12 protein-coding genes are annotated in these 14,056 nt (G+C 49.9%); 8 read left to right on the forward strand and 4 right to left on the reverse strand.

Annotation, left to right across the window (positions count from 1 at the left end; genetic code table 11):
• Positions 1 to 209, forward strand: a 209-nt coding sequence (locus tag AC58VC_RS35320; RefSeq protein WP_497376208.1) for a hypothetical protein, incomplete at its 5' end; no start/stop codon positions are given.
• Between the two features lie 243 nt (positions 210 to 452).
• On the opposite strand, the gene AC58VC_RS35325 is transcribed toward AC58VC_RS35320, so the two are convergent.
• A complete protein-coding gene (locus AC58VC_RS35325; protein WP_497376209.1) occupies positions 453 to 1,970 on the reverse strand; it encodes an extracellular solute-binding protein in 1,518 nt (505 codons plus the stop codon).
• A 149-nt stretch (positions 1,971 to 2,119) separates the two neighbouring features.
• On the opposite strand from AC58VC_RS35325, the gene AC58VC_RS35330 reads away from it, so the two are divergent.
• Positions 2,120 to 4,435, forward strand: a complete 2,316-nt coding sequence (locus AC58VC_RS35330) for a helix-turn-helix domain-containing protein (RefSeq protein WP_497376210.1) — start codon at positions 2,120 to 2,122, stop codon at positions 4,433 to 4,435.
• A gap of 114 nt (positions 4,436 to 4,549) precedes the next feature.
• Here AC58VC_RS35330 and AC58VC_RS35335 read toward each other — a convergent pair whose 3' ends face one another.
• From AC58VC_RS35335 to AC58VC_RS35345, 3 genes are all read right to left on the reverse strand, one after another.
• Complete coding sequence (locus AC58VC_RS35335; protein WP_497376211.1) at positions 4,550 to 4,834, reverse strand: hypothetical protein; 285 nt, start codon at positions 4,832 to 4,834, stop codon at positions 4,550 to 4,552.
• Between the two features lie 209 nt (positions 4,835 to 5,043).
• Positions 5,044 to 5,880 carry a sugar phosphate isomerase/epimerase family protein gene (locus AC58VC_RS35340; RefSeq protein WP_497376212.1) on the reverse strand — a complete coding sequence of 279 codons (837 nt, stop codon included), beginning with the start codon at positions 5,878 to 5,880 and terminating at the stop codon, positions 5,044 to 5,046.
• 17 nt (positions 5,881 to 5,897) lie between these two features.
• Positions 5,898 to 6,971, reverse strand: a complete 1,074-nt coding sequence (locus tag AC58VC_RS35345) for a Gfo/Idh/MocA family protein (protein ID WP_497376213.1) — start codon at positions 6,969 to 6,971, stop codon at positions 5,898 to 5,900.
• Between the two features lie 121 nt (positions 6,972 to 7,092).
• Here AC58VC_RS35345 and AC58VC_RS35350 point away from each other — a divergent pair, with 121 nt between their 5' ends.
• The 6 genes from AC58VC_RS35350 (at position 7,093) to AC58VC_RS35375 (ending at position 14,047) form a co-directional block, all read left to right on the forward strand.
• The gene (locus tag AC58VC_RS35350) at positions 7,093 to 7,980 is read left to right on the forward strand and encodes a helix-turn-helix domain-containing protein (RefSeq protein WP_497376214.1); all 888 of its coding nucleotides are present in this window, start codon (positions 7,093 to 7,095) and stop codon (positions 7,978 to 7,980) included.
• A 96-nt stretch (positions 7,981 to 8,076) separates the two neighbouring features.
• A complete protein-coding gene (locus AC58VC_RS35355) occupies positions 8,077 to 8,880 on the forward strand; it encodes a DUF2935 domain-containing protein (protein ID WP_497376215.1) in 804 nt (267 codons plus the stop codon).
• A gap of 527 nt (positions 8,881 to 9,407) precedes the next feature.
• Positions 9,408 to 9,914, forward strand: a complete 507-nt coding sequence (locus tag AC58VC_RS35360) for an SRPBCC domain-containing protein (protein WP_497376216.1) — start codon at positions 9,408 to 9,410, stop codon at positions 9,912 to 9,914.
• A 131-nt stretch (positions 9,915 to 10,045) separates the two neighbouring features.
• Positions 10,046 to 11,500 carry a stalk domain-containing protein gene (locus tag AC58VC_RS35365; protein WP_497376217.1) on the forward strand — a complete coding sequence of 485 codons (1,455 nt, stop codon included), beginning with the start codon at positions 10,046 to 10,048 and terminating at the stop codon, positions 11,498 to 11,500.
• Positions 11,501 to 11,659: 159 nt separating this feature from the next.
• On the forward strand, positions 11,660 to 13,216 hold the full coding sequence (locus AC58VC_RS35370) for an ABC-F family ATP-binding cassette domain-containing protein (protein ID WP_497376218.1): 1,557 nt from the start codon (positions 11,660 to 11,662) through the stop codon (positions 13,214 to 13,216).
• A gap of 498 nt (positions 13,217 to 13,714) precedes the next feature.
• On the forward strand, positions 13,715 to 14,047 hold the full coding sequence (locus AC58VC_RS35375; RefSeq protein WP_497376219.1) for a DUF5658 family protein: 333 nt from the start codon (positions 13,715 to 13,717) through the stop codon (positions 14,045 to 14,047).
• The last annotated feature ends 9 nt before the right edge of the window (positions 14,048 to 14,056 follow it).

A 14,056-nucleotide genomic window follows, 5' to 3' on the forward strand; every position in this document is an offset into this window, starting at 1 on the left:
CTCTCGCGGGAGGTTTGGCGGGATTACGCCAACTTTCCAGCACGAGACTGCCTTTTCGGCTCGCTCTACCACAATCGCGGAGCCTTGCGATTGTGAGACGGCCTTTTCGGCTCGCTCGCGGGAGGTTTGGCGGGATTACGCCAACTTTCCAGCACGAGACAGCCCTTCTGGCACGCTCGACCACAATCCCGGGGGCCTTGCGATTGTGAGACGGCCTTCTCGGCCCTCTCGTGGCAGGTTTGGCGGGATTACGCCAACTTTCCAGCACGAGACAGCCTTTTCGGCTCGCTCGACCACAATCGCGAGGCCTTACGATTGTGAGACGGCCTTCTCGGCCCTCTCGGGTCCTCTCGACTAGGCTCTGGTCACTCTCACCGAGAGCTCATCGAGGCGACACCGGCGCCCCAAACAAACAAAAAAAACCGCCAAGCAGCCCCGGCGGTTCCAATCACTCACTTCTTCGAATATGCCTCATTATATTCCTCAATAATCTGGTCGCCGCCGCCCCTCTTCCAGCGCTCAATCTCCTGCGCAAAGGCGGCCTTGTCGAGTTTCCCAAGCATATAATTGTACGTCGCGTCGGAGACGATTTTGTACAGCTCCACGCCACGCTCGTCGTAGGTTTTCGACTCCAACCCTAATGTCGGGTCCTTGACGACATATTTCTCGTTGTCCAAGCTGAGCTTATCCGCGAGCTGCGACAGGGACTCGCTCTCAGCGACCTGCTTCACCTGCGGATTGTTCAAGTCCGCGATCATGAGCGCATACAGCGCATTCACTTCGTTCACGCGAAGCTTGGACGTCTCCTCCAGCAGCTGGACTTTGTCCCCAATGGTGGTGTAATGACGACCCTCCAATCCATACTTCATCAGGTTGGCGACATCTTTATCCATCGATCGGTCAAAAAATTGCAGCACCTGCTTCAATTCCGCCTCCGTACGAATCGCTTTTTTGGAAAAAAGGTACAGCGCGCTGTAGTTCGGAATCGACCAGATCCGGAACCCCTTGGTACCTTCGATGTGATTCACGAGAGTGAATTTGGCCGAAGGATTCACAAGCTGCACCTCGTCCGAAAGCCGCTGCACATCCTGCATGCTGCCAATATAGACACCAGCGATGCCTCGAATCAGCTTATCGCGCTGTACTTCTTTACTGGTAACCGCAAAATCCGAGTTAATAAGCTTATCGTCATACAACTTTCGCATGAAGTCCATCGTGTCCACATAGGCCTGCGTCTCGAACTCCGGCACAAGCTTCCCATCCGCAACGCCCCAGTTATTCGGCGTGCCGAAATAGGAGCTAAGCGTTTTGAATGCGCCGAATACCAAGTCATTGCGGTCCGTCAGCCCGATGGTATCATCCTTGCCGTCGCGATCGGGATCGCCATACGTGAAGGCTTTTAACACTTGATAAAGCTCCTCCACCGTCGTCGGCTTAGCCAGTTTCACGTTGTTCAGCCAGTCTTCGCGAATAATAATCCCTTGCCGGGATGACGGACGCTCCGTGTACAAACCATAGATTTTGCCATCGACAGCCGCTTGTCCCAAAATCTCCTTGTTCAGCTGCTTCAAATTCGGATAGGCCTCCAAATAGGGTCCGATATCCCAAAAAGCGCCAGAACGGATCGAATTTTTCATCAACATGTAATCCGTATATTTCACATAAGTCGCTTTTTTTAGCGAGTTCGTGGTGAGGGCTGTGTTCATTTTATCGGTGTATATGCCATCCGGAACCCAATTCAATTCCAGCTTCGTATTCGTAAGCTTTTCGATCTCCTGAACAAGCTCAGGGATAGGCGGATGCGGAAAATGAAGCGGTGCCATAATCGAAATTACGGGGCGACTACTACTCGCCTCATCGGCTACAGTAGTGCTTCCTTTCGTGCAGCCACTGATCAAAACAACCGTCAGCAGCCCGATGATAAAGAGTCGAACGCGCTTAAAAGTTTTCACGTTTACTTGTGTATTCATAATCCTTCCCCCTTGCTGCAACAGCATTTTGCGGTCATAATCAAAGAAAATGATTATCCGCCAGACAGATGATTATTGCTCTTAACGACAGACTTGACTACAATACATAGATACAGAAATGATCATCCTATGATAAGGTGTTGGCTGCGATGCCCAATTTAAGTTTTCTCAGCAAAATGACCATGTTCGGGTTCTTGCTCAGCACGCTCCCGGTTATTTTTATCGGCGCTTTTGCCTTCATAACCTCGTCGAATGAGATCCAAAAAAATGTAAACGAAGGAAAAATGCAGTTAATCACCCAAATCAACTCCAATGTAGAGCAGAAATTAACGACTGTCAACCATACACTTAATCAGGTCATCAACTCCACCGTGCTAAAAAAAGCGATGGACATGCCGTTAACTGTAAACGATTTCATGATGTATGACGATCTGCGCAGCGAGATTCGGTATATGCAGTCTTTTGACACGAAGCTCGAAGATGTCATCTTGATCAATGCCCGCGAGAACTGGATGATTAAGAATTCGGGACTGTACCGTTTTGACGGCTACCCTTTTTACGATAAATTGCTCAACCTGATGAACACGCAGGAGAACAGCACGTGGATTATGAACCCGTCGAAATGGTTTTATACGGAGGAAAATGCTCGGAGCGTAACCTGCGATTACAGTATCTCACTGGTCAAAAAGCTGCCAACCACCGGTCTGGAGAAATACGGCTTGGCGATGGCGAACATTCCTGCCTGTTCCCTGCAGGATTTGATTCAGAGCGATACCAAGCATCTTGAAGATATCTTGATTATGGACGAGCACAACCAAATTCTCATGCATCCGGATGCAAGCCTGATCGGTAAATCCATCACAGAGGCCGGCCTGAAAGATCTAAGCCAGCTAACTGCGCCAACGGGTCAATTCACCGCAGATATCAACGAGAAACGTTATTCCGTGAGCTATCTGCACTCGAACTTGAATAATTGGACTTATTTGTCCCTAACCTCCATCGACAGTTTAACCACGGAGTCGCGTAAAATCGGAGTCTACACCATCTACGTCTGCATTCTGATGCTGCTGCTATCCATGCTGCTCGCTTGGCTCGGTTCACGCAAAATGTACTCGCCCATCCAGCTCCTGCTCAATCAAATTGGGGGTCTCGTTACCGTCAACCAGAAGCGGAAGGCCAACGAGTTCCAGATGATCAGCGAACACGTCCATACGCTGTTCCAGTCCAAGTCCCAGCTCGAAAGAGAGGTTCACCAGCATATTGGCCAAGTGCGGACTTTCTTCTTGATCAAAGCTTTTCAGGGTCATATCAAAACAAGCGAGCTGCCCGATAAATTAGCCCAATTTGGCTACACGAAGCATGTTGAAGAGTGGAAAACAATGTCCGTCATTACGCTGCAGATCGACTCCATCGATCATACGCGTTATGAAAAAAGGGACATGGAGCTGCTCCTTTTCGCCGCACACAATATGATTGAGGAGCTCATTCCTTCCGATCAGAGGCTCGCTCCGGTCATTATCGATCAGACGGTGGTGACCTTGATTGGAAGTCCTGACAGCGAAGCTGCCGCTTTCCGCAATAAGGTCTACGCACTGACGGAGCAGATGCAGCAGCACATCTTCAGCTATCTGAATCTGCATGTCAGCATTGGAATGAGTCTTCCCATCCATGCTTTTTCGCAAATGTCGATCGCCTACAAAGAGGGATTGGAAGCTCTGAAGCACCGTATCAAGCTCGGTGAGGGCATCATCATTCAGTACGAGAATATTAACTCGGGCAAACATTTCTTGAATCTAAACTATCCTAAGCCACTTGAAAATGAATTGATGGACGCCATCAAGGTTGCTGAAAAGGATAAGTCCAAAGAGCTGTTGCGACAGCTCCTGCAAGCCGTATTCGCCGCTCCACTCTCGCCGCAGGAATATCAAATTCCGCTGGCTCGGCTGCTCAACAACCTGCTGATGGTGATGCAGGAATCCGGCATCTCTTTGAATCAGATTCACCCGAACAAGGGCTCCCTCTTCGAGGAGCTATTGAATCTGCATATGACTGCAGAGATCGAAGACTGGTTCTGGACAGAGGTCATCCACCCGCTGATTCGTATCTATCGCGACCGGCAGGATGCGCAGTACCACAATATTTCTGAGAAAATCATTGATCTTGTGCAAAAATATTATGATACCGATCTCACGCTAGAGGACTGCGCTTCCAGACTACATTACAATGCGAATTATCTAAGCAGCATTTTCCGTAAAGAAACGAATTGCTCCTTCAGCGATTATTTATCGGCCTACCGATTCAACATGGCGAAGAAATGGCTGCTCGAAACCGATATGCCAATCAAGGATATCTCGTCCAAGCTGCGCTATAACAATTCGCAAAACTTCATCCGCTCTTTCCGCAAGCAAGAGGGTATTACTCCAGGGCAATACCGAGATAAGCAAAAGGAAGGCGTCGCTCCTTAGCGCCAAACTGCAGCGAACGCCAAAAGCCTCCGGAGCCACCAAGCCATCGTTGGTGGTTCCGGAGGCTTTTGCCTCTTCGTTTAACTAAGATGAGCTAGCTGGTTGTCCAGCTTTCTACTCGTTTGGATCTACAGCTGCCTTAAGCGCGGCACGATTGTTCCATAAGAACGAAACAACGCTGTTGCGTTCCTCAAAGAACGCTTCTTTTTCATCCAAATAGTCATTACCACGCCCATGTACGCTGAAACGATCATCGTTGTAGTTCATCAGCGTCCACTGCCCCCCACGCTTGTTATCAGCGAACACAAGGTATAGTTTCTGGCCCGAAGGATCCCACTTCGCATACGACGAAAAGTTATCCAAAATCAAGCCAATGTCATCCTTCTTTTTAATTTGCATGATCTTATCTCCTTTTCATATTTATATAGGCATATTTAGTAGAACAGGAACATAGTAAACGAGAATGCCTGAAAATGTTGTCGGACTGTGCGGATCGCTCATAGGAACCTTTGTCGAATGGCAAACTTCCTGGCATTTCGTGAGACTACCAGCCTGCAAATGCGAAATGAGCCGAGGACATAAAGTCCTCCGGCTCACTCTGCATTATCCTACAATCCCGCCGCCGCATAAACTTTGTCAAAGCCCGCTTTGGAACGCTGCACCAAGCTCTCCGGAGCGTCCGTAGGAGGCGTAGCTGTCAAAATCTCCTGCGAAACAGCGCCTTTATAGCCGATCTTCACCAAACCTTGCAGGAAACCCGCCAAGTCGATCACGCCTTCGCCTGGGTACACACGTCCGTTATCCAGCACATCCTCCACCGGAACGTCCGGCGCGTCGTTGATGTGGACGTGGACGATCTGCTCAGGGCGCAGCTTCTCGATATCAGCTACTGTTAAACCGTTCGTGTACCAGTGGTACGCGTCGTACAGTAACCCTACGTTGCTCTCGCCGATCGCGTCAATCCAATCCAGCGTCTCCTCGACCGTCCAGATGAACGGATGCTTCCAGCGTGTGCGCAGATGATGCGGCCCCACGAACTCTAGACCAAGACGGATGCCGTATGCGCCAAGAATTTGCGCGCAAGTACGCAATCTGCGCGTTGCCAGCGCCATGAAATGCGCAGCATTCAGATCCGTCGATGGCAGAACGTACGTGCAGCAGCTCGTACAGCCAAGCGCTGCTGCCGCTGCGGCTGCTTGAGTCAGCTTCGGCAGATCGGCGCGGAAGCGCTCTTCGGATCCACGCCATTCCACCGGCAGGCCGATGGAGCCGATAACGAGGCCGTGTTTGCCCAACAGCTCGCGCGCTCCGTCTATGCTGTGGCTCTCCACTAGGGCAAGCGCGTCGATATCGACGGCTTCAAAGCCGTATTTTGCCGCTAACTCAATGAACTGCTCCGTGCTTTCCAGCTTGCCAAGTCCTGCTCCCGTTAACCCTCTAAGCATCGTGTTTCCCTCCCGAATTAGATGTCCCAGTTTAGTTTAACTTCATTCCCTGTCCGGGAAGATTCATAGATGGCATCAAGAATTAGATTGTTCGTAAAGCCGGACAAAGCGGAGGTAATCGGCTGTTTGCCTTCCCGAATGCACGCTAGGAAATGTCTGCTCAGACGCAGGCGCTCCCCTTCATCATTCTCAGGCTTTTTCAAATCTGTCTCGATAGCCCGATTGAACTTCTCTGTCAGCAGTTTGCCGGTTGCACCCTTATAACTTGCGCCGCCGTCAGAGCCCATCAGATGAATGAACGGCGTATTGTCCGTATCCATATGAACCGCCCAGCTAACTTCCAACGTCAACGTGCTGCCGTCTTCCATTCGGATGAGCGCCGTAGCCAAATCTTCCACATCATACGTGCCGTTCCAATTTGGCGTCCCCCACGTGCCAATCCCCTTTTTGCGAGGACCGAATTCCGCATAAGTAGCACCAAAGACGGAAACTGGCTTCGGATTGCCCATTAGGTAGAGCGCAAGATCCAGCATGTGAACCCCAATATCAATTAACGGGCCTCCGCCCGATTCGTCCATTTTCGTAAACCATGTGCCCCAGCCTGGGATGCCTTTGCGGCGGAACCAGCCTGTTTTGGCTGTGTAAATTTTGCCTAGCTCACCAGCTTCAACCTGCTCTTTGATCAACTGGGGTACAGCTTCCCAACGCATTTGGTGACCGATCATGACCACTTTGTCCGAAGCCTCGCTGGCTTTCAGGATCTGCTTAGCTGCTGCAGCATGAATACCCATTGGCTTTTCAATCAGCACGTGCTTGCCGGCTTCAATAGCTTGTATAGCAAGGGAAGCATGATGTTGGTTAGGCACACCAATAATGACAGCATCTACATTGTCGCTATGAATAAGCTCTTCTGGGCTAGCTGCTACGAAAGCAATGCCGTATTCTTGAGCTTTTGCTTGCGCCAGGGGCAAGTAGGCATCTGTGATTGCCGTAATTTCACAGGAATCCGCCAATTTCGAAAACTCGCGTATATGCACGCCGCCGATGTTACCAGCACCAATAATACCTATTCTAATTTTACTGCTTCCCACGCTCTGTTCCTCCTCATATGTACATCCTGTACGACCTGCTTTTATGATAAAATAAATGCAGTAGAAAAACGCACCTATATTTCGGAAAACGTCCCATTTCTTCGAAGGAGATTAGCTTAGTATGACGTATTTTCCCGACTATTTGAAAACGTACCCAAATATGCACTCCTCCTTCCCTTTTCATATCAGCAAAAATACGCTGGGACACGGCTTTCGCGCGCATCGCCACGATTTCCTCGAGCTGTCCTATGTCATTGAGGGCACGGGGTCAGAAAGCATTAATGATGTCAATCATGAGATGAGGACGGGCACCTTCACGTTCGTGCTGCCTTATCAGGTGCATGAGATTTTTACGGACCCAGGGCAAAAGCTGGTATTGTATAACTGCATGTTCAGCATGGACCTGTTGATGGAGTCGGGGAGTGATCCTGGTCTGTCAGGGCTTCTAGGCGAAATGACAGCCTTGCCGGCTTATGTCCAGCTGCACGGACAGGATCAGCAAATGATGCTCACCCTCCTTGAGGAGATGTTTCAGGAATACAACGGCACCGAACGATATAGACAGACGCTTTTAAAAGGCAAGCTAAAAGAAATTCTCATCCGCTTCGACCGCCATCGTTGGAAGCATGCCCCACTTACAGAAGCAGAAGCGATCCCGCTTCACGGTGCGAAGACGCATCACTCGGTTTGGCCTATCATTCATTACATTCACCGCAACTATCAGGAGGAGCTGGCCTTATCGGACCTTGCTTCGAAGTTCGCGATGAGCGCGTCTCGGATCTCCGAGGTGATTAAGCAGACGACTGGACAGACTTTTGTCCACTTCCTGCACGACCTGCGGTTGCGCCACGCTTGCAGTCTGCTCGTGTCCACGGAGATGAGTGTAACAGAGATTGCGCTAGAGGTTGGATATGGCTCGTACAAAACATTCTCCCGTATTTTCCGGGAAAGCAAAGGGATCGTGCCCAAAGATTATCGCAAAGCTGAGCATCATCGCCGGATAACGTGAGCAGGGGTCGTCCCAGTTAGCCCAGAAGTGGTCTATCCCTTCCTCCAAGCGATTATACTTAACATAGTATATTTGACTAGGAGGAGAGTGCTAATCTTGTCCAATGAGTTTGTTGCACGTTCTTTAGAAGAAGTGCGGTTTTGGTCCCGAATCATGAAGGAACATTCGCTTTTTCTAAAGCTTGGTTTTCGCTGCGAAGATACACAACTCATTCAGGAAGCTAATCAATTCTACAGCATTTTTGAGCAAATTGAAGGCAAAGCCCATTCGTATACGGAGGCGACTGATCCCGCGCAAATTCAGCGTTTTAACCTAGAAGCACATGCTGCCGCAACACACATTTGGGCTTTTAAAAGAAAAGTTCTTGGACTGATCATTCAATGTAAGCTGCCAGGGGGCAATAACTTTCCCTTACTCGTTGATCATACGAGCCGAGAAGCCAACTATTTCAGGAATCGACTAGAGGAATTAAATACAGGAAGACTAGATCCATTACCTGACGCGATTATTCATGAAAATGTTTTCTTCCTTCGCATTATGGCGGATCATGCCAAGTTCATCGGACATCTGCTTGACCCGTCAGAGCGTCAATTAGTCGAGCAAGCCCGCAATTTCAGCCACGATTTTGATCAGCTGTTATTTCAAGCCATCGACCTCAGCGGCATGCGGCCGCAGTCGCAGACAGAACCGCTTCTGGATCAATTCCTGGATCAGAACCGCGTTTCCGTCGTTTCGCTCCGCGACTTCAAGAAGACGGCCAGAGATTTAATCGAAGCCTGCAAGATCAAAAGCATCATTCATCCACTGCTCGCAGACCACGTGTTCCGGGAGGCCGAGAGGTTCCTGTTCATCATTGATACTTTTGAAGTGGCGCTCACGGGGAAACAGGCCGGAGCCTAGAATATGAGCTAAGGCTGCTACGGAAGGTAGGTATACCTTTTCTTGGCGGCCTTTTTGAATTAGAGGGGACTGTGATCCTCTATTTCTGCGAAACCTGCTATTTTAGGCGACTAGTGGGAACTACGGTCCTCTATTCCTCCATTTCCAAGCCATTCGGTGGCTTTTATCCAAAAATAACGCCCTGTAGTTCCGCCAAACTGCCAACCCCAGCTCATCGGGCTTAAATAACGTCCTGTAGATCCCTTTCACGCACGTTCGAACATCACTTTACAGGCAGCCACACGATCATCTCCGAAATAAACCGCCACCCATCAGGCAATACTACTCCAATCTACATGTGCCCCTGTCTTTATATATTCCTTGACAGGAATATTCCTAGTAAAGTATATTTATAGCATGAAATCGACTAAGAGCGCAGTCGCCCCAAGACTGCCGCGGGTCCTGCTTCAAGGTGGAAGGGAAACCCGTTCTGTTTTTGTTTTACCCGTACAAATGGAATCTATTATAATTTTTGGAGGTATTCACCCATGTCCGAAACTACCAACTCCCGCTCGTTAGTTATTACACGCACATTCAACGCTCCCCGTGAGCTCGTCTTCCAATGCTGGACGAAGCCCGAACATCTGATGCACTGGTGGGGACCGACAGGCATGCAGTTGGAAGTATCCACGTGTGATGTTCGCCCAGGCGGGATGTTCCACTTCAGCATGAAATCCCCTGATGGCTTTCAAATGTGGGGCAAATTCGTCTATAGCGAAGTTTCCCCTCCGGACAAGCTCGTATACACGAACTCGTTCTCCGATGCGGAGGCGAACACCATACGTGCTCCGTTCAGTCCAATTTTCCCGCTTGAGATTTTGAATATCGTAGCCTTCGAAGAGCAAGATGGCCAAACGATTGTCACGACTAGCGGTGGCCCTGTAAACCCAACCGAAGAAGAAGCTGCTTTCTACGCTTCCATGATCGAGAACATGGAACAAGGATTTGAAGGTACCTTCCGTCAACTCGACGAGTACTTGACGAAGCTTGCTTAAAGCCCTATGCACCGGCTCACCAGAGCCGGTGCTTTTCTTTTGACGTCACAAAACCGCCCTGTCCGACCGAATAGTATAAGTAGCCGTATATTTTTCGGCAGCATTCGACTGAACCCAAAGGAGACTACCTCATGCTTCGCCATAAAATGATGAAACCCGGTGCAGCGCTTTTGCTGACGGCTGCACTATTTGCTGGCGCTACCCCGGCGTCCGCGCTATATTCCCCTTCCGTGAACGCCGTAACCAAACAGGTAACCGCTCAGGGCAAATCCTTTAACGTAAGTGTTGTTACGGTCGATTTGACCGATCCGACACTAGAGCTCGCTCCTGCGCTGGCTGACGGAGGAGTTGGCCATGACGCTCCGTTGCAAGCGATCGCAGAGCGCGAAGGCGCCGTTGCCGCGATTAATGGTACATTTTTCAACGCTTATGAGTCTAACCCCTACATCCGCTACCCGAATGGAACGATGGTGCAAGCTGGTGAAGCTCTTCACACCGGTGAAAATCAAACCTTTATTCTGAATCGGGAGAAAGTGCCAGATATTCAGTTCGTGGACCTCGACATCGCCGTGCGCGTCAGTGAAGGGAACGGGACTTACACCATTAACCCTTGGGGGGTTAACAAGTATTACGGTGAGGACAGTGCCGATCAAGTGATCTGGTATACCCCGGACTTCGGCAGCTGGATCAGCTTCTCGAACGGGACCAAAGTCGTCATCGAGGATGGACTCATCACCCGTATCACGAACGATTCCGTGCAGGTTCCTGCCGGCGGTTACGTTCTGTTCGTCGGCAGCAGCGCCAACAACCGGCAGCACATCCTGCCGAATCTAGACATCGGCGATCGAGTTACGAAAGAGCTGTTGGCCAAGGGCGAAGGGGGCAGTTCTCTGAACGCCAAGTCGTGGCTGGCGGCGATCGGAGTCGGGCCGAAGCTGGTCAGTGGCGGCGCTGTCGATATCGACGTTAAGCGGGACGGCTTCTCCGACCCGAAGGTAACGCAATCCCTTGCTGCGCGAAGCTTCATCGGCATCGACGGGTCTGACCGTCTCGTGATGGGCACCGTGCCGAGTGCAACGCTTACCCAGCTCGCCGCCATCACCCTTCAGCTTGGGCTGAAGGAAGCCATGAATATGGACGGCGGATCCAGCTCTGGTCTGTATGCCAACGGCACCATGCTGACCTATCCCGGCCGCGAGCTGAGCAACGCGCTTGTCGTTCGGAAGCTGGACAAGCCGAAGGTGCAAATCGACATCAACGGGCAACCTGAGTATGATTATAGCGGCTTCATCGTCAAAGAGACGACCGTTGTTCCAATCCGTCCCTTCATCACCGCGATGAATGCTGGTTTTCAGTGGGATGCCGCGACCCGAACAGCCACGATTACGAGCGCAGGCGTTACAATGAAGTTGAAGGACGGGAGTTCCACGGCGACAGTGAACGGCAAATCTGTCTCCGTGCCTGTCCCGCTCCAGATCATGGAGCACAGCCGCATGTATGTCCCTCTCCGCCTCGTCGCGGAGTCGCTGAACAGCAAAGTGGACTGGAACAGCAGCTTGTACCGGACATCCGTTCGCCTGCCATAATGATCGATGATGGAAACACTAATAGACCTGAGGGCAAACTGCCTTCAGGTCTTTTCATTTCCCACGAAGTCACATTTTTGCTTGCTAATTCATTGAGTTTTCTATCCCATAACGCTTATAATAAAACGAGAAAAAGTTTAAAAGAAAAGGTGTCATTTCATGAGCATATTAAATGTAGAAAGATTAAGTCACGGCTTTGGAGACCGCGCCATCTTCAATGACGTCTCGTTCCGCCTACTCAAAGGGGAGCACATCGGACTCATCGGTGCTAACGGGGAAGGTAAATCTACCTTCATGAACATCATTACGGGCAAGCTGCAGCCGGATGATGGGAAGGTTGAATGGTCCAAGCGCATGCGCGTTGGCTACCTGGATCAACATGCTGTTCTGAACAAAGGCATGAGCATCCGTGATGTCCTGAAGGGAGCCTTTCAATATCTGTTCGACATGGAACAAGAGATGAATGACATGTACGGCCGGATGGGCGATGTGACGCCAGAAGAGCTTGAACAAATGTTGGAGGATGTCGGTACGATTCAGGACACGTTGACGAATCAAGACTTTTACATGATCGATGCCAAAATCGAAGAAACCGCTCGCGGGCTAGGGCTTACCGATATCGGCTTAGAGAAGGATGTTAACGATTTGAGCGGTGGTCAGCGGACGAAGGTGCTTCTGGCGAAGCTTTTGCTGGAGAAACCGGACATTCTGCTCCTCGATGAGCCTACCAACTATTTGGATGAGCAGCACATCGAATGGTTGAAGCGGTATTTGCAAGAGTATGAGAATGCCTTCATTCTAATCTCTCATGATATCCCGTTCCTGAACAGCGTTATCAACTTGATTTACCACATGGAAAATCAAGCTTTGAACCGCTATGTTGGTGATTACGATCACTTCCAACAAGTACACGAAATGAAGAAACAGCAGCTTGAGTCTGCTTATAAACGCCAACAACAAGAAATTTCCGAGTTGAAGGATTTCGTAGCCCGTAACAAAGCGAGCGTCGCAACACGGAACATGGCGATGTCCAGACAAAAGAAACTCGACAAGATGGACGTCATTGAGCTGGCGAAGGAGAAACCGAAGCCGCAGTTTAATTTCAAAGAGGGCCGCACATCAGGCAAGCTCATTTTTGAAACGACAGATCTTGTTATCGGCTACGATCAGCCGCTATCCAGACCGCTTAACCTGCGCATGGAACGCGGTCAGAAGATTGCGCTAGTCGGTGCCAATGGTATCGGGAAAACGACCTTGCTGCGGAGTATTCTGGGCGAAATCCAGCCTGTTTCCGGCTCGGTTCAAAAAGGCGATCACCAGCAAATTGGTTACTTCCAGCAGGAAATCAAAGATTCCAACAACAACACTTGTATCGAAGAAGTATGGAATGAGTTTCCATCGTTCACGCAATTTGAAGTGCGCGCAGCGCTAGCCAAATGCGGTCTCACCACGAAGCATATTGAGAGTAAAGTTGTCGTGCTCAGCGGCGGCGAGAAGGCCAAGGTCCGTCTCTGCAAGCTGATCAACCGCGAAACCAACCTGCTCGTGCTCGATGAGCCGACCAACCACTTGGACGTAGACGCTAAGGATGAGCTCAAACGTGCACTGCAAGCCTATAAGGGCAGCATCATTCTGATTTCCCACGAACCGGAATTCTACCGTGATGTTGTGACAGAAACTTGGAATTGCGAGTCTTGGACAACGAAAGTGTTCTAAGCATAGAAAGACGAAAAGGCCATCTTTGAGTAGATTTCTCTACTTGATGATGGCCTCTTTTTTGAAGTTTCTCTTCCGAACGCTCCGCTTCCAATGCCGCTGCCGAACCCGCCAAACTCGGCCTAGCAGCCATATTTGCATATAGCTCAGTTGAATGAGAACGTGGCGAAGGAAACCACCCCACCCAAGGATCAGTGCGATATGTACCGTATTATACCAACTCGAGAAGAACGAATGCCTCCGCCTAACCAACCAATTCCTCAGCATCCTCACCCTCTCTCCGTAACCGTTCATTGCTGCTCGCATTCATTGTAAAAGAGATCAGTCGCTTGATAATCAGTCCTCAGACGGAATTCCGTCTCCGCTCTCCGCTTGATTTTGCGCGTCTTCCTAGGGCGACTTAGTAGCTCCGGTTGCTTTCAATTGATACAAAGTGTATCATTAATCTAATCTTACTTATCGATCTTACTCCTTCATGCGACGAAAGCGAGGACGTCTATGCCTGTCATCCGCCATTTTTTCCAGAGCAAACTACTCCTTTGGCTGTTATTATTATGCTTAAGTGATGCCCTATTCACGGACATCGGCTTGCATTTGTCCTTTATCGAAGAGCTAAATCCTCTGATACGAAGTGTATATGAATGGCATGTAGCCGGTTATTACTTCCTTAAACTCATTCTTCCTGTGCTGCTCATGGCCTTCTACCCTTATATCCGAAAACGCATCTGGGTCAAACCCTGCCTATCCCTCACGGTAATTATCTATGGAGCTGTCAATGTTTATCACTTCGTCTGGTTATCGTACGGACTTACCTACCTGGCTACCAACTAGCAGCAATGC

It is taken from the genome of Paenibacillus sp. J22R67 (assembly GCF_059692175.1).

Coding starts and splice junctions, on each gene's coding strand:
- AC58VC_RS35325 (WP_497376209.1), bottom strand. CDS start 1,970: ATGAATACACAAGTAAACGTGAAAACTTTTAAGCGCGTTCGACTCTTT.
- AC58VC_RS35330 (WP_497376210.1), top strand. CDS start 2,120: ATGCCCAATTTAAGTTTTCTCAGCAAAATGACCATGTTCGGGTTCTTG.
- AC58VC_RS35335 (WP_497376211.1), bottom strand. CDS start 4,834: ATGCAAATTAAAAAGAAGGATGACATTGGCTTGATTTTGGATAACTTT.
- AC58VC_RS35340 (WP_497376212.1), bottom strand. CDS start 5,880: ATGCTTAGAGGGTTAACGGGAGCAGGACTTGGCAAGCTGGAAAGCACG.
- AC58VC_RS35350 (WP_497376214.1), top strand. CDS start 7,093: ATGACGTATTTTCCCGACTATTTGAAAACGTACCCAAATATGCACTCC.
- AC58VC_RS35360 (WP_497376216.1), top strand. CDS start 9,408: ATGTCCGAAACTACCAACTCCCGCTCGTTAGTTATTACACGCACATTC.
- AC58VC_RS35365 (WP_497376217.1), top strand. CDS start 10,046: ATGCTTCGCCATAAAATGATGAAACCCGGTGCAGCGCTTTTGCTGACG.
- AC58VC_RS35370 (WP_497376218.1), top strand. CDS start 11,660: ATGAGCATATTAAATGTAGAAAGATTAAGTCACGGCTTTGGAGACCGC.
- AC58VC_RS35375 (WP_497376219.1), top strand. CDS start 13,715: ATGCCTGTCATCCGCCATTTTTTCCAGAGCAAACTACTCCTTTGGCTG.